Annotated in this window: 10 protein-coding genes; 7 read left to right on the forward strand and 3 right to left on the reverse strand. The window is 65.6% G+C overall.

What is annotated here, in order from left to right; translation table 11 throughout:
* Nucleotides 1-171: 171 nt before the first annotated feature.
* Nucleotides 172-2,877 carry a TonB-dependent receptor gene (locus WCL10_RS12445; protein WP_336895968.1) on the reverse strand — a complete coding sequence of 902 codons (2,706 nt, stop codon included), beginning with the start codon at nucleotides 2,875-2,877 and terminating at the stop codon, nucleotides 172-174.
* A gap of 389 nt (nucleotides 2,878-3,266) precedes the next feature.
* Here WCL10_RS12445 and WCL10_RS12450 point away from each other — a divergent pair, with 389 nt between their 5' ends.
* Nucleotides 3,267-5,330, forward strand: coding sequence for a sulfotransferase (locus WCL10_RS12450; RefSeq protein ID WP_336895969.1), 2,064 nt, complete (start codon nucleotides 3,267-3,269; stop codon nucleotides 5,328-5,330).
* A gap of 9 nt (nucleotides 5,331-5,339) precedes the next feature.
* Here the strand turns inward: WCL10_RS12450 and WCL10_RS12455 are convergent, their stop codons facing one another.
* Nucleotides 5,340-7,367 carry a TonB-dependent receptor gene (locus WCL10_RS12455; protein ID WP_336895970.1) on the reverse strand — a complete coding sequence of 676 codons (2,028 nt, stop codon included), beginning with the start codon at nucleotides 7,365-7,367 and terminating at the stop codon, nucleotides 5,340-5,342.
* Nucleotides 7,368-7,549: 182 nt separating this feature from the next.
* On the opposite strand from WCL10_RS12455, the gene WCL10_RS12460 reads away from it, so the two are divergent.
* The 3 genes from WCL10_RS12460 to WCL10_RS12470 all read left to right on the forward strand — a co-directional run bounded on the left by WCL10_RS12460 (nucleotide 7,550) and on the right by WCL10_RS12470 (nucleotide 10,126).
* Nucleotides 7,550-8,281: a DUF1223 domain-containing protein gene (locus tag WCL10_RS12460; RefSeq protein ID WP_336895971.1), complete on the forward strand. Its 732-nt coding sequence runs from the start codon at nucleotides 7,550-7,552 to the stop codon at nucleotides 8,279-8,281.
* Between the two features lie 110 nt (nucleotides 8,282-8,391).
* Nucleotides 8,392-9,498, forward strand: a complete 1,107-nt coding sequence (locus tag WCL10_RS12465; RefSeq protein ID WP_336895972.1) for a pyridoxal-dependent decarboxylase — start codon at nucleotides 8,392-8,394, stop codon at nucleotides 9,496-9,498.
* A gap of 22 nt (nucleotides 9,499-9,520) precedes the next feature.
* Nucleotides 9,521-10,126, forward strand: coding sequence for a GNAT family N-acetyltransferase (locus WCL10_RS12470; RefSeq protein WP_336895973.1), 606 nt, complete (start codon nucleotides 9,521-9,523; stop codon nucleotides 10,124-10,126).
* Nucleotides 10,127-10,211: 85 nt separating this feature from the next.
* On the opposite strand, the gene WCL10_RS12475 is transcribed toward WCL10_RS12470, so the two are convergent.
* Nucleotides 10,212-12,749, reverse strand: a complete 2,538-nt coding sequence (locus WCL10_RS12475) for a TonB-dependent receptor (RefSeq protein WP_336895974.1) — start codon at nucleotides 12,747-12,749, stop codon at nucleotides 10,212-10,214.
* Nucleotides 12,750-12,903: 154 nt separating this feature from the next.
* On the opposite strand from WCL10_RS12475, the gene WCL10_RS12480 reads away from it, so the two are divergent.
* Genes WCL10_RS12480 through WCL10_RS12490 form a run of 3 tightly spaced genes read left to right on the forward strand, consistent with a single transcriptional unit; the run spans nucleotide 12,904 to nucleotide 16,550 of the window.
* The gene (locus WCL10_RS12480; protein ID WP_336895975.1) at nucleotides 12,904-13,581 is read left to right on the forward strand and encodes a GntR family transcriptional regulator; all 678 of its coding nucleotides are present in this window, start codon (nucleotides 12,904-12,906) and stop codon (nucleotides 13,579-13,581) included.
* Nucleotides 13,581-14,498 carry a hydroxymethylglutaryl-CoA lyase gene (locus WCL10_RS12485; protein ID WP_336895976.1) on the forward strand — a complete coding sequence of 306 codons (918 nt, stop codon included), beginning with the start codon at nucleotides 13,581-13,583 and terminating at the stop codon, nucleotides 14,496-14,498. Before WCL10_RS12480 ends, WCL10_RS12485 begins: the two co-directional genes overlap by 1 nt.
* Before the next feature lie 3 nt (nucleotides 14,499-14,501).
* The gene (locus WCL10_RS12490; protein WP_336895977.1) at nucleotides 14,502-16,550 is read left to right on the forward strand and encodes a hydantoinase/oxoprolinase family protein; all 2,049 of its coding nucleotides are present in this window, start codon (nucleotides 14,502-14,504) and stop codon (nucleotides 16,548-16,550) included.
* Nucleotides 16,551-16,612: the final 62 nt, after the last annotated feature.

The raw sequence follows: 16,612 nt of genomic DNA on the forward strand, positions 1-16,612 counted from the left end.
GCCTGCGGGATCGGGACGGAGGAGCAGTTCGCACAATCGGCTGCGGCAGACAGTCTGCAGGATACCGGGCAACCGGGCCTGACCACGCAAAAAAGCCCCCTGCTGCGTGAGCAGCAGGGGGCCAGGAAGCCTTTCGGCAGGGTAGAACTGTTTACCCGGTCAGACCGGAACTCAGTAGCGGTAGCCCAGCTTCAGGCCGAAGAACTGGGGCCTGATGATGAAGGTACGCGTGGAGCCTGCGCAGAACGTGATCGAGCAGAAGGTGTTGCGGGTCAACTGCCCGCGACGGTCGAACGCATTCTGGATGAAGGCGTCGATCGTCCAATGGTCCTTCTTGACGCCCGCGGCAAAGTCGAAGCTGACGAAGCCGGGGGTGTTGCCGTAGAGGGCGTTGTTTTCGACGTTGAGATCCTGTGTCGCACCGGTCTGGTAGAGCGCAGCACCCTGGATGTAGCCCTTCATCGAGCCGATATCGGTGTCATAGCGGATCGTGGTCGTGCCCTTGAACTTCGGCTGACGCGGCAAGCGGGTGCCATCGGCGGCGGCAACTGTAGGCGTGCCGATATTGGTACCGGCGTCGGGATCGCCGGTCACGATATTGCCGTTGGTATCGACGAAGGTGCCTGACGAGCAGGTGCTGAGCTGGGCGATGGTCTGCGCGGCGCGGTCGGCGACGAAGTTGCAGAAATCGCCCTTCAGCTTGCCGTCGTTGTAGGCGCCGCTGGTGGTGAGCGTGATCTTGCCGAGTCGCAGATCGGCATCAAACTCGATGCCCTTGACCTCGGCCTTACCGGCGTTGCCGGTATAGCCTGCGCCCTGGGCACCCGCGACAACCACGCCATACTGGATGTTATTCCACTTTTCCAGATAGATGGCGGCGTTGAAGCGGAACACGTTGTTCCAGGTGGTCTTGATGCCGATTTCGAAGTTGGTCAGCGTTTCCGAATTGAAGGCCGGTGCAGCCACGACCACCGACGGCTGGGTCGCCGTTGCGCGGATGCGCAGCGGGCGGTTGAAGCCGCCGGGGCGGAAGCCGGTCGAATAGTTGAAGTAGGCCAGCTTCTGATCGCCGAACTGCCAGTCGACCACGACTTTGTGCGTTTCGCCAGTTTCGCTGTAGCGGCCGATGCTTTCCGGATCGAGGCGGTTGGTGTTGCGGCATTCAAGCCGCGCACCGGTCAGCGGAAGCGGGCAGCCGACCGCGCCTGTGGGCAGGAAGATCGAGGGAGCGTTCAGTGCCGAGCTCGCCACACCGGCAAAACCAGTGACCTGGAAATCGGTCCAGAAGTAGCGGATACCGCCGGTGACCTTGAGCTTCGGCGTGATGTTGTAGTGGGCTTCCGCGAAGACCGCCGTATCGTGGTAGAGCGTGTCGTTCTCGGTGATGTAGAACCCGTCTTCACGCACGGCGGGCGTGCCGAGGATCATCGTGCCGCCCTGGGCTTCAGGGATACCGAAACCGGCGAAGTTGTTGTCCCCGCCGCCGCCGGCGGTGTAGCCAACGATCTGGTCAAGGCCGCGGATCGAGTAGAAGTTGTTCGTGTTGTTCTTCTGGCGCTGGTAGAACGCACCCACGGTAACATCGAACGGCCAGGACTTCGGCGTCGTCAGGCGCACTTCCTGGGTGAACTTCTTGTTGCTGTTGTCGGCCTTGTAGTACTGCGTCGGATTGAGCAGCTTGTTGCACTTCAGCGTGGCGCCCGAACCGGTGCAGCCCGACTTGTCGAAGAACTGCAGGTAGCTTTCATAGCCCGCGCCGAAGCTGTCGTAGGTGACGGTGTAGTAGGTGTAGTCGTTGTTGATCTTGCGGTTGCGGCTGAAGTAGCCGGTCGCCGAGACGAGATCGAAGTCGCCGATATGGCCGTGCACGGTGAGTGCGGCCTGGTACCACTTGTCGTCGTTGCGCGTCAGGTCGTAATCGTGAACCTCAAGATCGCCGAGACGCGGGTCGAAGCCGAAATAGCCGTAGGAAATCTGGCGCTGCGCGGTGATCGAGGGCGTCACTTCCCAGCCGTCGGCAACGTCCCAAAGCGCCGAGATGCGCCCGCCGTATTCATAGACGGGGTTGTAGTTGTCCTGCGCGATAGAGGCGTTGTTGAGCGTGAAGGACGTCAGCGGATTGTTGTCGCCCAGGTTGAGAACCGCAGGAGCGCCATTGTTGAACTTGCCGTTGTTGGGCGTGTTGTCGATGTAACCGCCTTCCTTGCGGTAGTAGCCCATCGCGCGAATAGCCAAGGTGTCGCTCACCGGAACGTTGACGTAGCCCTTGAGCGTACCGCCAAAGTCGCCCTTGCCGAACTTGTTAACTTCGGTGTCGACGCCGAGTTCGAACGCGCCGATCTTGGGCTTGGAGGTGATGAAGCGCAGCACGCCCGCAAGCGAGCCCGCGCCGAACAGCGTGCCCTGCGGACCGGAAATCGCCTCGATGCGATCCATGTCGTAGACCTGGATGTCGGGGACTTCGGCGCCGGTGATGGGGATTTCGTCGAGGTAGTAGCCGACCGACGAATAAGCGCCGCCGGCGGGCACGATACCGCGGAAATAGACCTCGCTGCGGCCGGGCCCGATGCCCGCGAACGAGACCGACGGGAGCAGCGCGGCGTAGTCGGCCAGACCCTTGACCTGGCGCTGCGCGAGGAAATCGGAATTCAGCGCCTGGATCGCGATCGGCACCTTCTGCACGTTTTCGGACTTGCGCGTCGCGGTCACGATGATTTCGTCAAAGCCGCTGTTGGGCTTCGTTTCATCGGCGGGCGCCGCCTGCGGTGCAAGCGTCTCCTGCGCAAGGGCTGCATGAGGCGCGGCGAGACCGCTAAGAATAGTGGTCAGGCACAGTGCTTTCAGCATGTGCGACCGGCGACCGGTTTTCATTGTCATGACGCTCAACTCCCTGTGTCGATACGCGGTGTTCGAAAGCTCCTTCGTGTCCGTTCCTGCGACGCGACCTTTGGCCGCACTTGGCACTGCTTGCGCAGTACCGTTCACCCGGGCCCTGCGCCTGCGATCTGACAGATCACGCACAGAACCCTTGGGCCATGACCGCTTTGCGGACTATGGCCAGCCGCGCTTGCACGCGGCGAATTTTTCAAAGTGTGATCGTCCCCCGATCGTCCGCCGGTAAGGCGGCACTCCGTGTTGCGAGGATGCTACATCCGCACGCGGAGTCAACACCCAATTTCGCATGTGCAGCACGAGCGCCGCAAAGGACGTTGCACCTGTGACAAAAGGTGCACATTATGACGCCAGTTGCTGCAACGGGAAAATTCATGAACATCGTCAGTCGCAATGCATCGGGGCGGGGCTCCGCGCCCGGGAACGCTGCATTGCGCGCCGCACTGGATGCTGCGGCGGCCCGCGTCGAATCCGACCCGAGCGCAGCGCTCGCCGCGGCTGACGCTGCGCTGCGCGAAGTTCCGGCCCTGCCGCCGGCGCTTTTCGTCGCAGCACAGGCGCTGCGGCGACTGGGGCGACCGGACGAGGCGTTCGCGCGGCTCTCGCTGATCGGCAGCGGCGCGCAGCGGCCACCCATGGTGCTTTGGGAACTGGCGCAGGCTGCCAGCGAGGCGGGGCGCAGCGAAGAGGCGATTCCCGCGCTCGAAGCGCTTACCCAGCAGCAGCCGGGCGTGGCGAGCGGCTGGTTCCTGCTCGCGTCAGAGCTGCGCAAGGCTGGCCGTGCGGAAGATGCCTGGCGCGCCGATCTTTCCGCAGTCCATGCCGCCTCGCGCGATCCGGGGCTGCTCGCGGCGGCGGCGGACATGAACGAGGGACGGCTCGACGAGGCCGAGGCCAAGTTGCGCACGCGCGGCGAGCAGCTCCCCGATGACCCCGTCGGCACGCGGATGCTGGGGGAAGTGATGTGGCGGCGCGGCGACATGACCGAGGCGCTGCGGCTGCTCGGGCGCGCGGTCGATATCGCGCCGGGATTCGATCTGGCGCGCGATTTTCTGGTGCGGCTGCTGATGCAGACGAATCGCCTGACCGATGCGCTGGGCCATGCCGAGATTCTGGCGCAGAGCCCCGTTGCCGGTTCGGCGGCCGATCTCATCCTCGCCTCGGTGCTGGTCCGGCTGGGCGAGCAGGAGCGGGCCCGCGATATCTATCAACGCATGCTCGCCGAACAGCCCGAGCAGCCGCAGCTCTGGCAGAATCTGGGCCATGTTCTCAAGACTCTGGGCGAACAGGGCGAGGCGATTGCGGCCTACCGCGCTGCCGTTACGCACCAGCCCTCGATGGGTGAGGCCTGGTGGAGCCTGGCCAATCTCAAGACCGTCACGCTCGGAACCGAAGACATTGCTCGTATGGAAGCCGCACTCGCCGTGCTGGCGGGCGAGGCGGGCCGCGAGGAGGACGTGTTCCACCTCCATTTCTCGCTGGGCAAAGCCTACGAGGATGCGGGGGAAGGGGCCCTTTCGTTCGAGCATTATGACAAGGGCAATCGCCTGCGCCGCACGCTCGTGCAGTATGATGCGGACGAATTCGCCGCCGAAGTCGATGCAACCGCAACGACCTTCACGGCACCGTTCATTGCCGCGATGGGCGAGGGCGGATGCCTGGCGGAGGACCCGATCTTCATTGTCGGCCTGCCACGCTCGGGCTCGACGCTTGTCGAGCAGATCCTCTCCAGCCACAGCGCGATCGAAGGGACGATGGAGCTGGCGGAGATGATGATGATCGCCGCTCGCCTGCAATCGCGCGTGGACGAGGGCGAATTCCCGGATTTCGCTGCGATGGTGCGCTCGCTAGGCCCCGCCGAACGCCAGCGGCTGGGTGAGGAATACATCGAACGCACCCGGATGCACCGCAAGACGGATCGGCCACGCTTTACCGACAAGATGCCCAACAACTGGCAGCACACCGGCCTTATCCGCCTGATCCTGCCGAACGCGAAGATTGTGGACGCGCGGCGACACCCGATGTCGTGCTGCTTTTCGGGCTGGAAGCAGCACTTCGCGCGCGGCCAGACCTTCACCTACGACCTTGCCGAGATTGGCCGCTACTACGGCGATTACGTGCGGCTCATGGCGCACTACGATGTCGCCGCGCCCGGTGCGGTGCACCGCGTGATCTACGAACGCATGGTTGCCGAGACCGAGAGCGAGGTGCGGCACCTGCTCGATTATCTCGGCCTGCCGTTCGAGGAGAACTGCCTCGAATTCCACCGCAACACCCGCGCAGTGCGCACGGCAAGTTCGGAGCAGGTGCGCCGCCCGATCTACACCGATGCGGTGGAGCACTGGAAGGCCTACGCCGAATGGCTCGGTCCGCTAGAGGCGGCGCTGGGCGACGTGGCGCGTGCCTATCCCGAAGTGCCGTCGGCGCTGCTCGGCTAGCGGCCCTTCCTACCGGAACGCGACGCGCACCCCGGCCCAGAGCGTGCGCGGGGTGCCAAGGTCGATCGAACCGCCGGAATTGCGGGTCACGACGGTCTCGTCCGTCAGGTTCTCACCCCGCAGCACAAGGCTGAAGGGGCCGGCAATGGGCATTTCGGCAAATGCATCGAGCGTGGTCGCTGCCGGCAGAAGGTCGGTTTCGAGATCGTCCTCATACTGTGCACCGGTGTGGCGCAGCGTGAGCGCGAACGTGGCGTCGCTCAAGGGGTGCCAGGCGGCTGTGGCGCTGGCAGCGTAGCGCGGGGTCTGGGCCGGGCGCTTGCCGTCGAGCGCGGTGCCCGGCGCCTCGACCTTGGCGTCGGTATAGGCGAAGGACGCGCTGAACGAGAGATTGCGGCGTTTGAGTTCGGCGCCGAACTCCAGCCCGCGCGCATGCACAGCGCCCACATTCTGCCGCTGTCGCACGTTGGGCGCGATGGTGACATTGGCGATGGCGCCGCGCACCTTGTTGTCGAAAGCAGTGGCCGAGACCGAAAGCCCGCGTGCCGGGCGCCAGTCGAACCCGCCTTCAAAGCCGCGCAGCTTCTCGTTTTCCAGCGCCGGATTGGCGCGGGTGACCACGGGGAAGACGGTGAAGGAGCGGTAGAGTTCGTTGAGCGTGGGCTGGCGCAGCCCGGTATAGGCAGAGCCGCGCAAGGCCAGGCCACCGGTCACGTTGAACACCGCGCCGCCGCGGTAACTGCCTTGCCAGCCAGACCGGTCGGGATAGGCCAGCGCGGTGCGGTTGCCGCCAAGCACCTGATCCAGCGTGCCATTGCGCACCGACCACCGGTCCGCGCGCGCCCCGGCAGTCAGGACCACAGGACCAAGGGTCCAGTCATCCTCGACGAACAGGCCGAGGTCGCGGTTGGTGCCGCCTGCGCGGCGCTGGCCCGAAATCTTGCCCTGAGTGTAGACGTCTTCCTCGGTATGCCCCTCGGCAAAGCGCCAGTCTGCGCCGAGCCGCAGCACGTGTGCTGTGCCGACCGGCGGGCGCAGCTCGATCTTGCCGCCAAGGCCGGTGGAGGGCGTGGCGCGCTGGTTCAGCGTGGGCAGGAAGCTGCGGGCACTGATCACGACGTTGCTGAAATCGCGGCTCTGGACGTAAGCAAGTGCATCGAACTTCCATGCCCCCCGGCCGACAAGGCGCACGCTGGCGTCCTGACCGCTGGCGGCAGTGTCCGCGCCGGCAAAGCGCAGGGTGCGCGCATCGTTGAAGGCGGCGACGCGGGTCTGCAACTCGATATCGGAGGTCAGCGGCGCGACGGCGCGCAGGCTTGTCGACCAGCTCTCGTAGCGGGCCCGCACACTGGCGGGGACGCGCTGATCTGCGGGCGTGGTCCAGAAGCCGCGGCCCCGGTCCCAGCGCCCCGAGGCGACAAGGTAGCCCGCGCCGAGCCGTGGCGCGAGCGTGGCGGAAAGCTCGGTTTCGCCGCGATCATCGACCAGCGCGCGGCCCCCGAAGAGGCCAAGCTGATCGGGCCCGGCGCTGGTGAGATCGATTGTTCCCGCCACCGCGCCCGCGCCGAATGCGCCCGAGCCGCCGCCGCGCGTGACGCGGGCCATGGCAAGCCGCTCGGGTGCGAGCGCGGAAAGCGGGACATAGCCGAAGAACGGGTCGGCCACCGGCACGCCGTCAAGCAGCATCAGCGTGCGGCTGGTGGCATTGCCGCCGAGCGCGCGCAGCGTGATGCCTTGTGCCGAAGGGTTGGAGGCGCGGCTGTCCGAACGGCGGAACTGCTGAAATCCTGCCGCCGCCGAGAGCGCATCCTCGATCCGGCCCGAGGCCGCGACGGCGAGGCGGTCCCGGTCGATATCCTGCACGTTGTAGGCGACCGCGGCGGGAGCGGCATCGAGGCCACGCCCGGTGACAACGATCGGCTCGGGTGCAGTTTCCTGCGCATGGGCCAGCGCAGGGAGCGCGGCCCCGGCAAGGAGGGCAAGCGCGGCGGCGCGGACAGGAGCATTGGGCACGGTGACAAGGACTTTCAGGACCAACCGGAGCGCGCGCCCTCGCGCGCGGGCGAAGGGGTGTCAAGGGTTCCGCGCGGGCGAGGGGTGTAACCGGCGCGCGTTTTACGGCGAACCGGGGACATCCCGCTTGCCTTCTGTCTGGAAAACCCATGCATCCGCCGCGTTTCGTATTCCTTCGCTTGCTTGCCCTTGCATTGCCGCTTGGCGTGGCTGGATCGGCCGTGCTCGCCGGCCATGTGCTGAGCGATCCCGCAAAGGCGTCCTCGCCTGCCCGCAGTACTGCGATTGCCCCTCCCGCCGCGCCCGTGCTCGTCGAATTGTACCAGAGCGAGGGCTGCTCGAGCTGTCCGCCCGCCGAGGCCTGGCTCAACAGCATCGCCGACCGGACCAACGTGATCCCGCTCGCCTTTGAGGTAACCTATTGGGACTACCTCGGCTGGAAGGACAAGTTCGCCAGCCCCGCCTACACCCAGCGCCAGCGCGATTTCGCGGCGCGTTCGGCCGATCATGAGGTGGCGACGCCGCAGTTCTGGATCAATGGCCAGCGCCGCGTGACAGGCGCAAACCCGGGTGCAGTCGAGGCGGCGATTGCCGCAGTGCGCCCGCTGGCTCCGGTGCCGGTGGTGGGCGCCGATGGCGCCACCATCGCCAGGGGCGCGGCCCCGGCGAGGCCCGCCGATGTCTGGCTGGTGCGGTATGATCCGCGTGTGGTCCAGGTGCCAATCAAGGCCGGCGAAAACGAAGGGCGCACGCTACCGCACCGAAATCTGGTACGCGAACTAACCTCGCTCGGAGTTTGGAAAGGTGCAGCAGCACACTTCAGCTTCGCGCCGGCCACGGGAGGTCTTCGCAGCGCGGTGTTCCTGCAGGACGGGCGCGGCGGCGCGGTGCTGAGTGTTGGCAGCGATGCGACGCCAGCGCAGCGGGACGGACGGTAAACCCAATCGGCAGAACACGCGCTTGGAATAGGACAAGGAAAAATGGCTGCCGTCCCGGCTGTGGCTGGGCCATTGGGAAACGCATCCGGCTCCCCCTGGCGAGGCCTATCGTGATCAATCTGCCGCAATCCATTCCCTCGACCGGTCTTGGCGAGGAAGCCGCTTTCGAACTGCTGGGCATGCCGGCCTTGCAGCAGGCTGCCGATCTTGCCGCGCCCGACGCGCTTGCGCACATGGATCCGCCGTCTGCCCCGATTGCGGCGCGGATGGCGTATGTGGTGGCGCAGGCCAACCAGAACCTTCTCCACCCGGCGACCAGCCCCTTCGCAACCGAAGCCGAACGTGTCGTGCTCGATTGGATCGCGCCGGCTTTCGGCATGGCCTGGGGTCAGTTCTGCAGCGGGTCGAGACTTGCCAACCTGACTGCGCTGTGGGCCGCGCGCGAGGCGGGGGCGAGGTTTGTGGTGGCCTCGGCTGATGCCCATGTTTCGGTGCCCAAGGCGGCCAATATCCTGGGCCTGCCCTATCATCCCGTGCCGGTGGACGAGCATGGTCGGCTGATTAGGGACAGCCTCCCGGATCTGGCAGATGCTGCGCTTGTGCTCACCGCCGGGACAACCGGGCGGGGCGTGATCGACAATCTTGCACCTGTTGCGGCGAAGTGGCTCCATGTCGACGCAGCCTGGGCCGGCCCTATGCAGTTCACCTGCCACCGCGATCGGCTGGCGGGGATCGATGCGGCCGACAGCATCGCCATTTCGGCGCACAAGTGGTTTTTCCAGCCCAAGGGCGCCGCGCTCGCTCTGTTCCGCAAGACCGAGACGCGGGCTTCGATTACCTTTACCTCATCCTATCTGGCGCGGCCGAACAGCGGGGTGGAAGGCACGCGCAGCGCGGCGGCTTTGCCACTGCTGGCAACGCTGCTCGCATGGGGCCAGGAGGGTCTGGCCGAGCGCATCGAGCGATGCATCACGATTGCGGAGCAACTCGCACAGCGCCTTGAAGCGGATCCACGCGCGGTACTCAGGCAATGGCCCGAAACCGGTGTGCTGAACTGGCGGCCGGCGCAGGCCGATGTGGCGGCGGTGATTGCCGCCCTCAGCGGCACGAGTTCGGCGTTTACCATCGGCGAGACGCCGTGGGTCCGGCAGGTCGCGGCCAATCCTCATGCGGATGTCGATGCGATATGGGCTCGCATTGATGATGCTTTGGCTTGAGTGATGGTGATAGACGGATTCCATGACCTTGCTGCCCGAAACCGACACAATCGAGACCGAGCGCCTCATTCTGCGCCGGATGGACGACAGCGACCTTGCGTTCCTGATCGCGATCCATGCCGATCCCGATGTTGCCCGCTACATCGGATCGGGCAACCCGCGCTCCGCGGCCGAGACCGAGCAATGGTTCGCCGATGTGCTCGATAGCTATCGCGATGCCGGGCTTGGTCCGCTGATTGTGCTGCGCAAGGCCGATGGCGTCCGCCTTGGGCGGTCGGGCCTCAGCGACGGAGTGATCGAGGTCGCACCGCGCCCTGGCACACTGCGCCGCATGTGGTTCTTCAGCGCGCATGTGCCGCAAGGTTTGGTGGTCGAGAAGCAGCCGGAACTGGGCTATACTTTCGCCCGCGAAAACTGGGGGCTTGGCTATGCCTCGGAAGCGGCGCGGGCGGTTTCGGACTATGCGCGCGCGAAGCTGACCCATCCGGCAGTTATGTCGGTGATCCATGCCGACAACATCGCCTCGCGCTCCGTCGCGCTGAAGTTCGGCGTGCGCTATGCCGATGATGTCGACATGAACGGGATGGTCTACCAGCGCTATCTCTGGCCCGGCTTCGGGAACGGCTGACGACCACTCCGCGCAAACGAAAAAGGCCCACGCCGCAGCAGCGACATGGGCCTTTTCTGTAGCCGCCCCCGAGAGGCGCCCGGGATCAGAACTTCGCGCCGAGCTCCACGCCGATCATACGGCGCGCACCGGGCGAGATGAACGAGCCGCCGAACTCGATCGCGGGGATCACTTCGGCGAGGTACTTCTTGTCGGTCACGTTGTTGGCGAAGACCGCGAGGCTGTAGCGATCGGTCTGCAGCGCGGCGCGCAGGTTGAGCACGCCGAAGGTGCTGCGGCGGGCCACGTCGTACTTGGCATCGCCGACCACAGCCGGAAGCTGCAGCGCCGAGATCGGCAGCAGGCCCGAGAACAGCGTCGGCGCGGTCTGGTTCTGCACGGTCGAGAACCAGGTCGGGCCGGTCACGCGGTAATCGGCACGGGCGAGGAAGCGCAGACCATCGCCGATCGGCTGCTCGATCTCGCCGCCCACGTTGATCGTGTAGTCAGCGGTGTAGGGCGACTTGTTGCCGATCGTGTTCGGGCGGGCCGAGTTCTTCTTGATCTCGCTGTCGGTGTAGTTGACCGAACCGAACAGCTTCACCCCGCGCACAGGCTTGGCCGCGACGTTGAGCTCGACGCCCTTGAGGTCGACCTTGTCGATGTTCGAGACGACGCGCAGCAGGCCGAAGCTGCCGACGAAGAACTCGAAGAACTGCATCCCGTGGACCTGGGTGTAGTAGCCGGCAAGGTCGAAGGTCAGCTTGCCGTCAAGCAGGTTGCCCTTGAGGCCCGCCTCGAACGCGCTCGACCATTCCTTGTCGTAGAGATCGTTGATCGTGACGTTGGCGTTGATGAACTGCTTGAAGTTGGCGTTCACCACCGCGGCCGAGCCCTGGTTGTTGAAGCCGCCCGATTTGAAGCCGATGCCCCAGTTGGCATAGAGATTGAAGTCCGGCGTGGGCTTGTAGCTGAGCGTGACCTTTGGCTCGACCTGCTTGAACGTCGCGCTCTTGGGCGTGAAGGCGCCGAAGGCCTGGCCGGGGTTGATCGGGCCGCCGGTGAAGGGATCGGTCGCGACCGGCACCACGCTCTGCGCATTGCGCTTTTCGATATCATAGCGCAGCGCAAGGCCCGCCTCGAACTGCTCGGAGGGCTTGTATTCGAGGCTGCCGAAAGCGGCGTAGACGTTGGTCTTGAACTTGTCTGCCAGCAGCAGCGAGGTGGGGTTTGCGCTGTCGGGCGCGTTGTAGAGCTGCTTGATCACACCCTTGCCGGTGTCGGCGCCGAGGCTGACGCCGGTCGAGCGGTCGATGTGCAGGTAGTAGGCGCCGAGCTGCCAGTTGATCGCGCTGCCGGCATCGCCGATCAGGCGCCACTCGGTCGAGAAGTCCTTCTGCTTGCGCACCTGATACTGCGTGCCGTCGCAAGTCGTCGGGCTGTAGGGCCCGAAGGTCGAGCCGTTGGCGGGGGCAAAGATGAACGGCACCGGGATCGCGCCGATGAAGCCCGGCTGGTTGACGGCAAAGCCGGTGTTGGCCGCGGTGCTGGCGAAGCAGGCATTGACCGCGCCCTGTGCCGCCGGGTTCACCGCATTGATGTAGCGGGCAAAGTCCGCCGAGGTGCCGTCGGCAACGAGGTCCTGATCCACCTTCGAGTAAAGCGCCCAGGCGACGAGCTTGAGGCGGTCTCCCAGCTTCTGATCGAGCTTGGCCGAGAAGTCGAAGCTGTTCTGGTCGTTGGTGGCTCGGATGTTGGGATAGAAGCGGAACTCGTGCTTGTTGACGTCCTCGTAGAACTTGGGGTTCACGGCCGCGAAATTGGGCAGGTGGAACGCGGCGTTGAACGGCAGCGAGGCGCCGCGGAACTGGGCGTAGCGAGCCTTGACATCGATCTGGGTGTCAGTGCCCGCGCCGTAGAGCACGCGGCCGTCGATCGACCAGTCTTCCTTATCGGCGATGGTCTTGCTGTTGTCGCGCAGATTGCGCCAGAAGCCGTCGGTCTTGTAGTAGGTGCCGGCAAGCACGAAGCCGACGTTGTCGCCGAGCGGGCCGGCGATGTGTGCGGCGCCGTCGAAGGTGTTCTGTTCGGCATAGGAGGCGCGGACTGCACCGGTCAGCGTGTCGGTCGGCTTGATCGTCTGCAGCACGATGGCGCCCGCTGCCGCGTTGCGGCCATAGAGCGCGCCTTGCGGGCCCTTGAGCAGTTCGACCTGGCTGAGCGTGCCCTGCCGCTGGTTGAGCTGGGCAGTGTTGGTCTTGAGGATGCCGTCGACCACGAGAGCGACCGAGCTTTCCGCGTCGCGCGCGCCGTTGATACCGCGAATGTTGATCTGGGTGTCACCGGCCTCGGCGGTGCCGGTCACGATGGTGACGCCAGGAGTGAGGTTGACGAAATCCTGCGCGCGGGTCGAGCCGGTGTTGGTGAGCGTGGCCGCGGTAAGGACCGAGACCGAGGCCGGAACATCCTGCAACCGCTCGTTCTGGCGGCGCGCGGTGACGATGATTGCGCCTTCCTCGGCTGGCGCGGCTTCGGCCTGCGCCTGGGGCGCGGTCTGCGCGAGGGCAGGGACTGCGGCGAAGGCCACGCCGGCGAGCGAGGCCGAAACAAGGCTGGTCGTGGTGAACCACTGCGAGATGCGCATCGGAAAAAACTCCCTGTGTGTCGCTTTGCCGTTTTGCGGCCGCCGCGTTCTTGTTCGTGCCCCCATGGCATTCACGGCTTGATAGCCGACATGGATATTGTATACAAATGCCATCGGTCAAGCCGAATGGTTGCGGAAAATCTCGGGAGCCTCAATGTCGCGCGCCTCTGATCGTGCCTACAGCGCGATCCGGAACATGATTCTTTCGGGCGAGCTCCCCGCCGGCGCGCAGCTGGGGGAGGAGGCGCTGGCGGATATGTGCGGCGTTTCCCGGACCCCGGTGCGCGAGGCGCTGCGACGGCTCGAGGCCGACATGCTGGTCGGCCGCACCGATACGCAGCGGACTTTCGTGGCTGATTGGTCGATCGACGACGTGGCTGATGCCTTTGAACTCAGAGCCATGCTCGAAGGCCGGGCGGCGCGGCGCGCGGCGGAGCGCATGACCGAGACTGCGCTTGAGCGGATTCGCAAGGCGAATCGCGCGCTCGGGGCAGCGATCCAGCAGCCCATGCCGGACGTCGCAGGATTTCTTGAAGGCAACCGCGAGTTCCATGCGATCATCCTCGAGGTTGCGGGTTCACGGCGGCTGGCTGCCCTTTTGGGCACTCTGATCGAGCAGCCCGTCGTGCTTCGCACCGCACGGCAGTATACGCGGGAAGAATTGCGCCGCTCACACGCCGAACATGAGGAACTGACTGCTGCTTTTGCGCGCCGTGACGGAGCCTGGGCCGAAGCGATCATGACCAGCCATATCCTGCGTGCCTACCACGCTTATGCCGATGCCCACCGGGCGCGTCTTGCCTCTGGCATCACGCAGGAAGCGGCTGAATAATGTATACAAAATCAATCGAGATGGTCGAAGTCAGCCCCCGCGACGGGTTGCAGAACGAGAAGGCCATGGTGAGCACGGCGGACAAGCTGGTGCTCATCGAGCGGGCGCTAGCCGCAGGCGTTCGCCGGATCGAGGTGGCAAGTTTCGTCAATCCGCGCGCTGTGCCGCAGATGGCTGATGCCGAAGCGGTCTGCGCCCGACTGCCGGAAAGGGGTGATGTCACGTACATCGGCCTGGTCATGAATGCGCGCGGGGCAGATAGGGCGCTCGCGACGGGGCGGATCGACCAGCTTGGCGCGGTCTCGGTGGCTACCGACACCTTTGCCATGGCCAATCAGGGGCAAACCTCGGACGGCTCGATCGAGGCTGCCACGGGAATTATCAATGCGGCCCGCAGCGCCGGAAAGTTCGGCCAGGTGACCATCGCGGCTGCGTTCGGGTGCCCGTTCGAAGGCGAAGTGCCCGAGGCGCGCGTGCTTGCCATGGCCGAAGCACTGGCTGCGGCCGCGCCGGTGGAGATTGCGCTGGCGGACACCATTGGCGTGGCCAATCCCGCGCATGTTTCGCGGCTGGTCGCGGCGGTGCGCGAACTTGTTGCGCCGATCCCGGTGCGGGTCCATTTCCACAACACGCGCGGCAGCGGGCTCGCCAATGTCTGGGCGGCGGTCGAGGCCGGGGCGCGCACCGTCGATGCCTCGATCGGTGGGCTGGGCGGTTGCCCGTTTGCGCCGGGTGCGGCGGGCAATGTTTCGACCGAGGACGTTGTCTACATGCTGGAGCGCGCGGGTGTGAACACCGGGCTCGAACTATCCGCGCTCATCAGCGCCAACCATTGGTTGGCCGAAGTGATGGGGCGCACGCTGCCGGCTATGGTCGCCAAGGCCCCGGCATTTCCAAAACAGCTGCAAGAGGGATAAGCCATGGGTTACCGCTTGGGTGTCGACGTTGGCGGCACGTTTACCGATCTGCTGCTGTTCGATACGGGCACCGGCGCGTTCTGGCGGCACAAGACGCCTTCGACGCCGCATGACAGCTCGGAAGGCATTCTCAACGGTGTCGGCGCGATCTGCGCCAAGGCGGGGATCACGCCGCCGGATATCGACTACTTCCTCCATGGCACCACCGTGGCGACCAATGCCGTGCTCGAAGGCAAGGGCGCGCGCGTCGGCCTCGTGACCACCGAAGGCTATCGCCACATCCTCCAGATCGCGCGCAGCTTCGTGCCGGGCGGTCTGGCTGGCTGGATCATCTGGCCCAAGCCCACGCCGCTGGCAGCGCTTGAAGATACCGTGACGATCAAGGGCCGCATCGACGCCGAGGGCAACGAAGTGCGCCCGCTCGATGACGCCGATATCCGCGCGCAGCTGGGCCTGCTCAAGGCGCAGGGCGTCGAGGCGGTTACCGTCAGCCTGATCAACGCCTATGTCAGCGGCGCGCATGAGGCGCGCGTCGGCGAACTGGCGGCGGAGATACTGCCGGGCGTTCCGGTTTCGCTCAGCCATCAGGTCCTGCCCGAGATGCAGGAATACGAGCGCACGCTGACCACGGTCGCCAACGCGGCGGTTCGTCCGGTGGTGGGGCGCTATGTTTCGAACTTGCGCGACCGGCTTGCGGCCGAAGGCATGACCGGCAAGCTCTCGCTGCTGCGTTCGGACGGCGGGCTGATGTCGGCGCAGAAGGCCGAGGAGCATCCGGTCAACATCCTGATGTCCGGCCCTGCAGGCGGCGTGACCGGCGCGATCTGGGTGGGGCGCAATGCGGGGATCCGCAATATCCTGACGCTCGACGTCGGCGGCACTTCGACCGACGTGGCATTGATCGAAAACCTCGAGCCGCGCCGCCAGCGCACGACCGAGGTGGGCCACCTCTCGGTGCGGGCTTCGGCCCTCGATGTGAAGACAGTGGGCGCGGGCGGCGGTTCGATCGCCTATGTGCCAGAACTGACCAAGGCACTTCGCGTCGGCCCGCAATCGGCGGGCGCGGTGCCGGGGCCGGCGGCCTATGGCAAGGGCGGCGAGCTGCCGACCGTGACCGACGCCAATGTCGTGCTTGGCTATCTCCCCGAGAACCTGCTCGGCGGCACGTTCCGGCTTGACCGCGAAGCCTCGACCAAGGCGGTGCAGACCATTGCCGATGCGCTGGGCATCGACTTGATGGCCGCGGCGCGCGGGATCATCGATATCGTCAACGAGAACATGTTCGGCGCGCTGCGGATGATCTCGGTGCAGCAGGGCTATGACCCGCGCCACTTCGCACTGATGGGCTTTGGTGGGGCAGGGCCGCTCCACGTGAACGCGATTGCGCGGCTGCTGGGGGCATGGCCTGCGGTCTCACCGGTCTCGCCGGGCGTGCTCTGCGCGCTGGGTGATGCGACGACGCGGATTCGCACCGAAACCGCGCGCAGCTTCTCGCGCCTTGCCAGCCAGACCGAGGCGAGCGAACTCGTCGCGATCCTCGCGGATATGGCGGCGCAGACGCGGGGCGAGCTCCTGTCTGACGGCGTGCCCGAGGACGAGATCACGACCGAGTTCGAAGTCGATGTGCGCTATGCGGGGCAGGCCTTCGAAGTGCCGCTCACGATCTCTGCGGATGTGCTGGAGGCGGACGGCATTGCCGGCATCCTCGCGCGCTTTGATGCCGAGCATAAGCGGCTCTTCACGTTCAACATGGATACGCCGCATGAAATCGTGAACCTGCGCGCTGTGGCGCTGGGCCGCGCGCTCGACCTGCCCGCCTTGCCCTTGGAGCAGGGCGACGGCAATCCGGAAGCGGCCAGGATGCGCGACCATACGCTGTGGATGGACGGGCGCGAGCAGGCGGCGGTGATCTACGACCGCGCCCTGCTGCGCGCCGGGGACGTGATCCCGGGCCCGGCGATCGTCTGCGAGATGGACTCGACGACGCTCATCGAAAGCGGCTGTGTCGGCACCGTCGATGCCGTCGGTAACATCCTGATCAATCTGCAGTGACCCTTTTTCTCCCCTTCCGTTCGTGTCGAGCGAAGTCGAGACACCAAGCGCATGGTGTCTCG

The organism is Novosphingobium sp. (assembly GCF_037133355.1).
In the GTDB taxonomy this organism is placed as follows: Bacteria; Pseudomonadota; Alphaproteobacteria; order Sphingomonadales; family Sphingomonadaceae; genus Novosphingobium.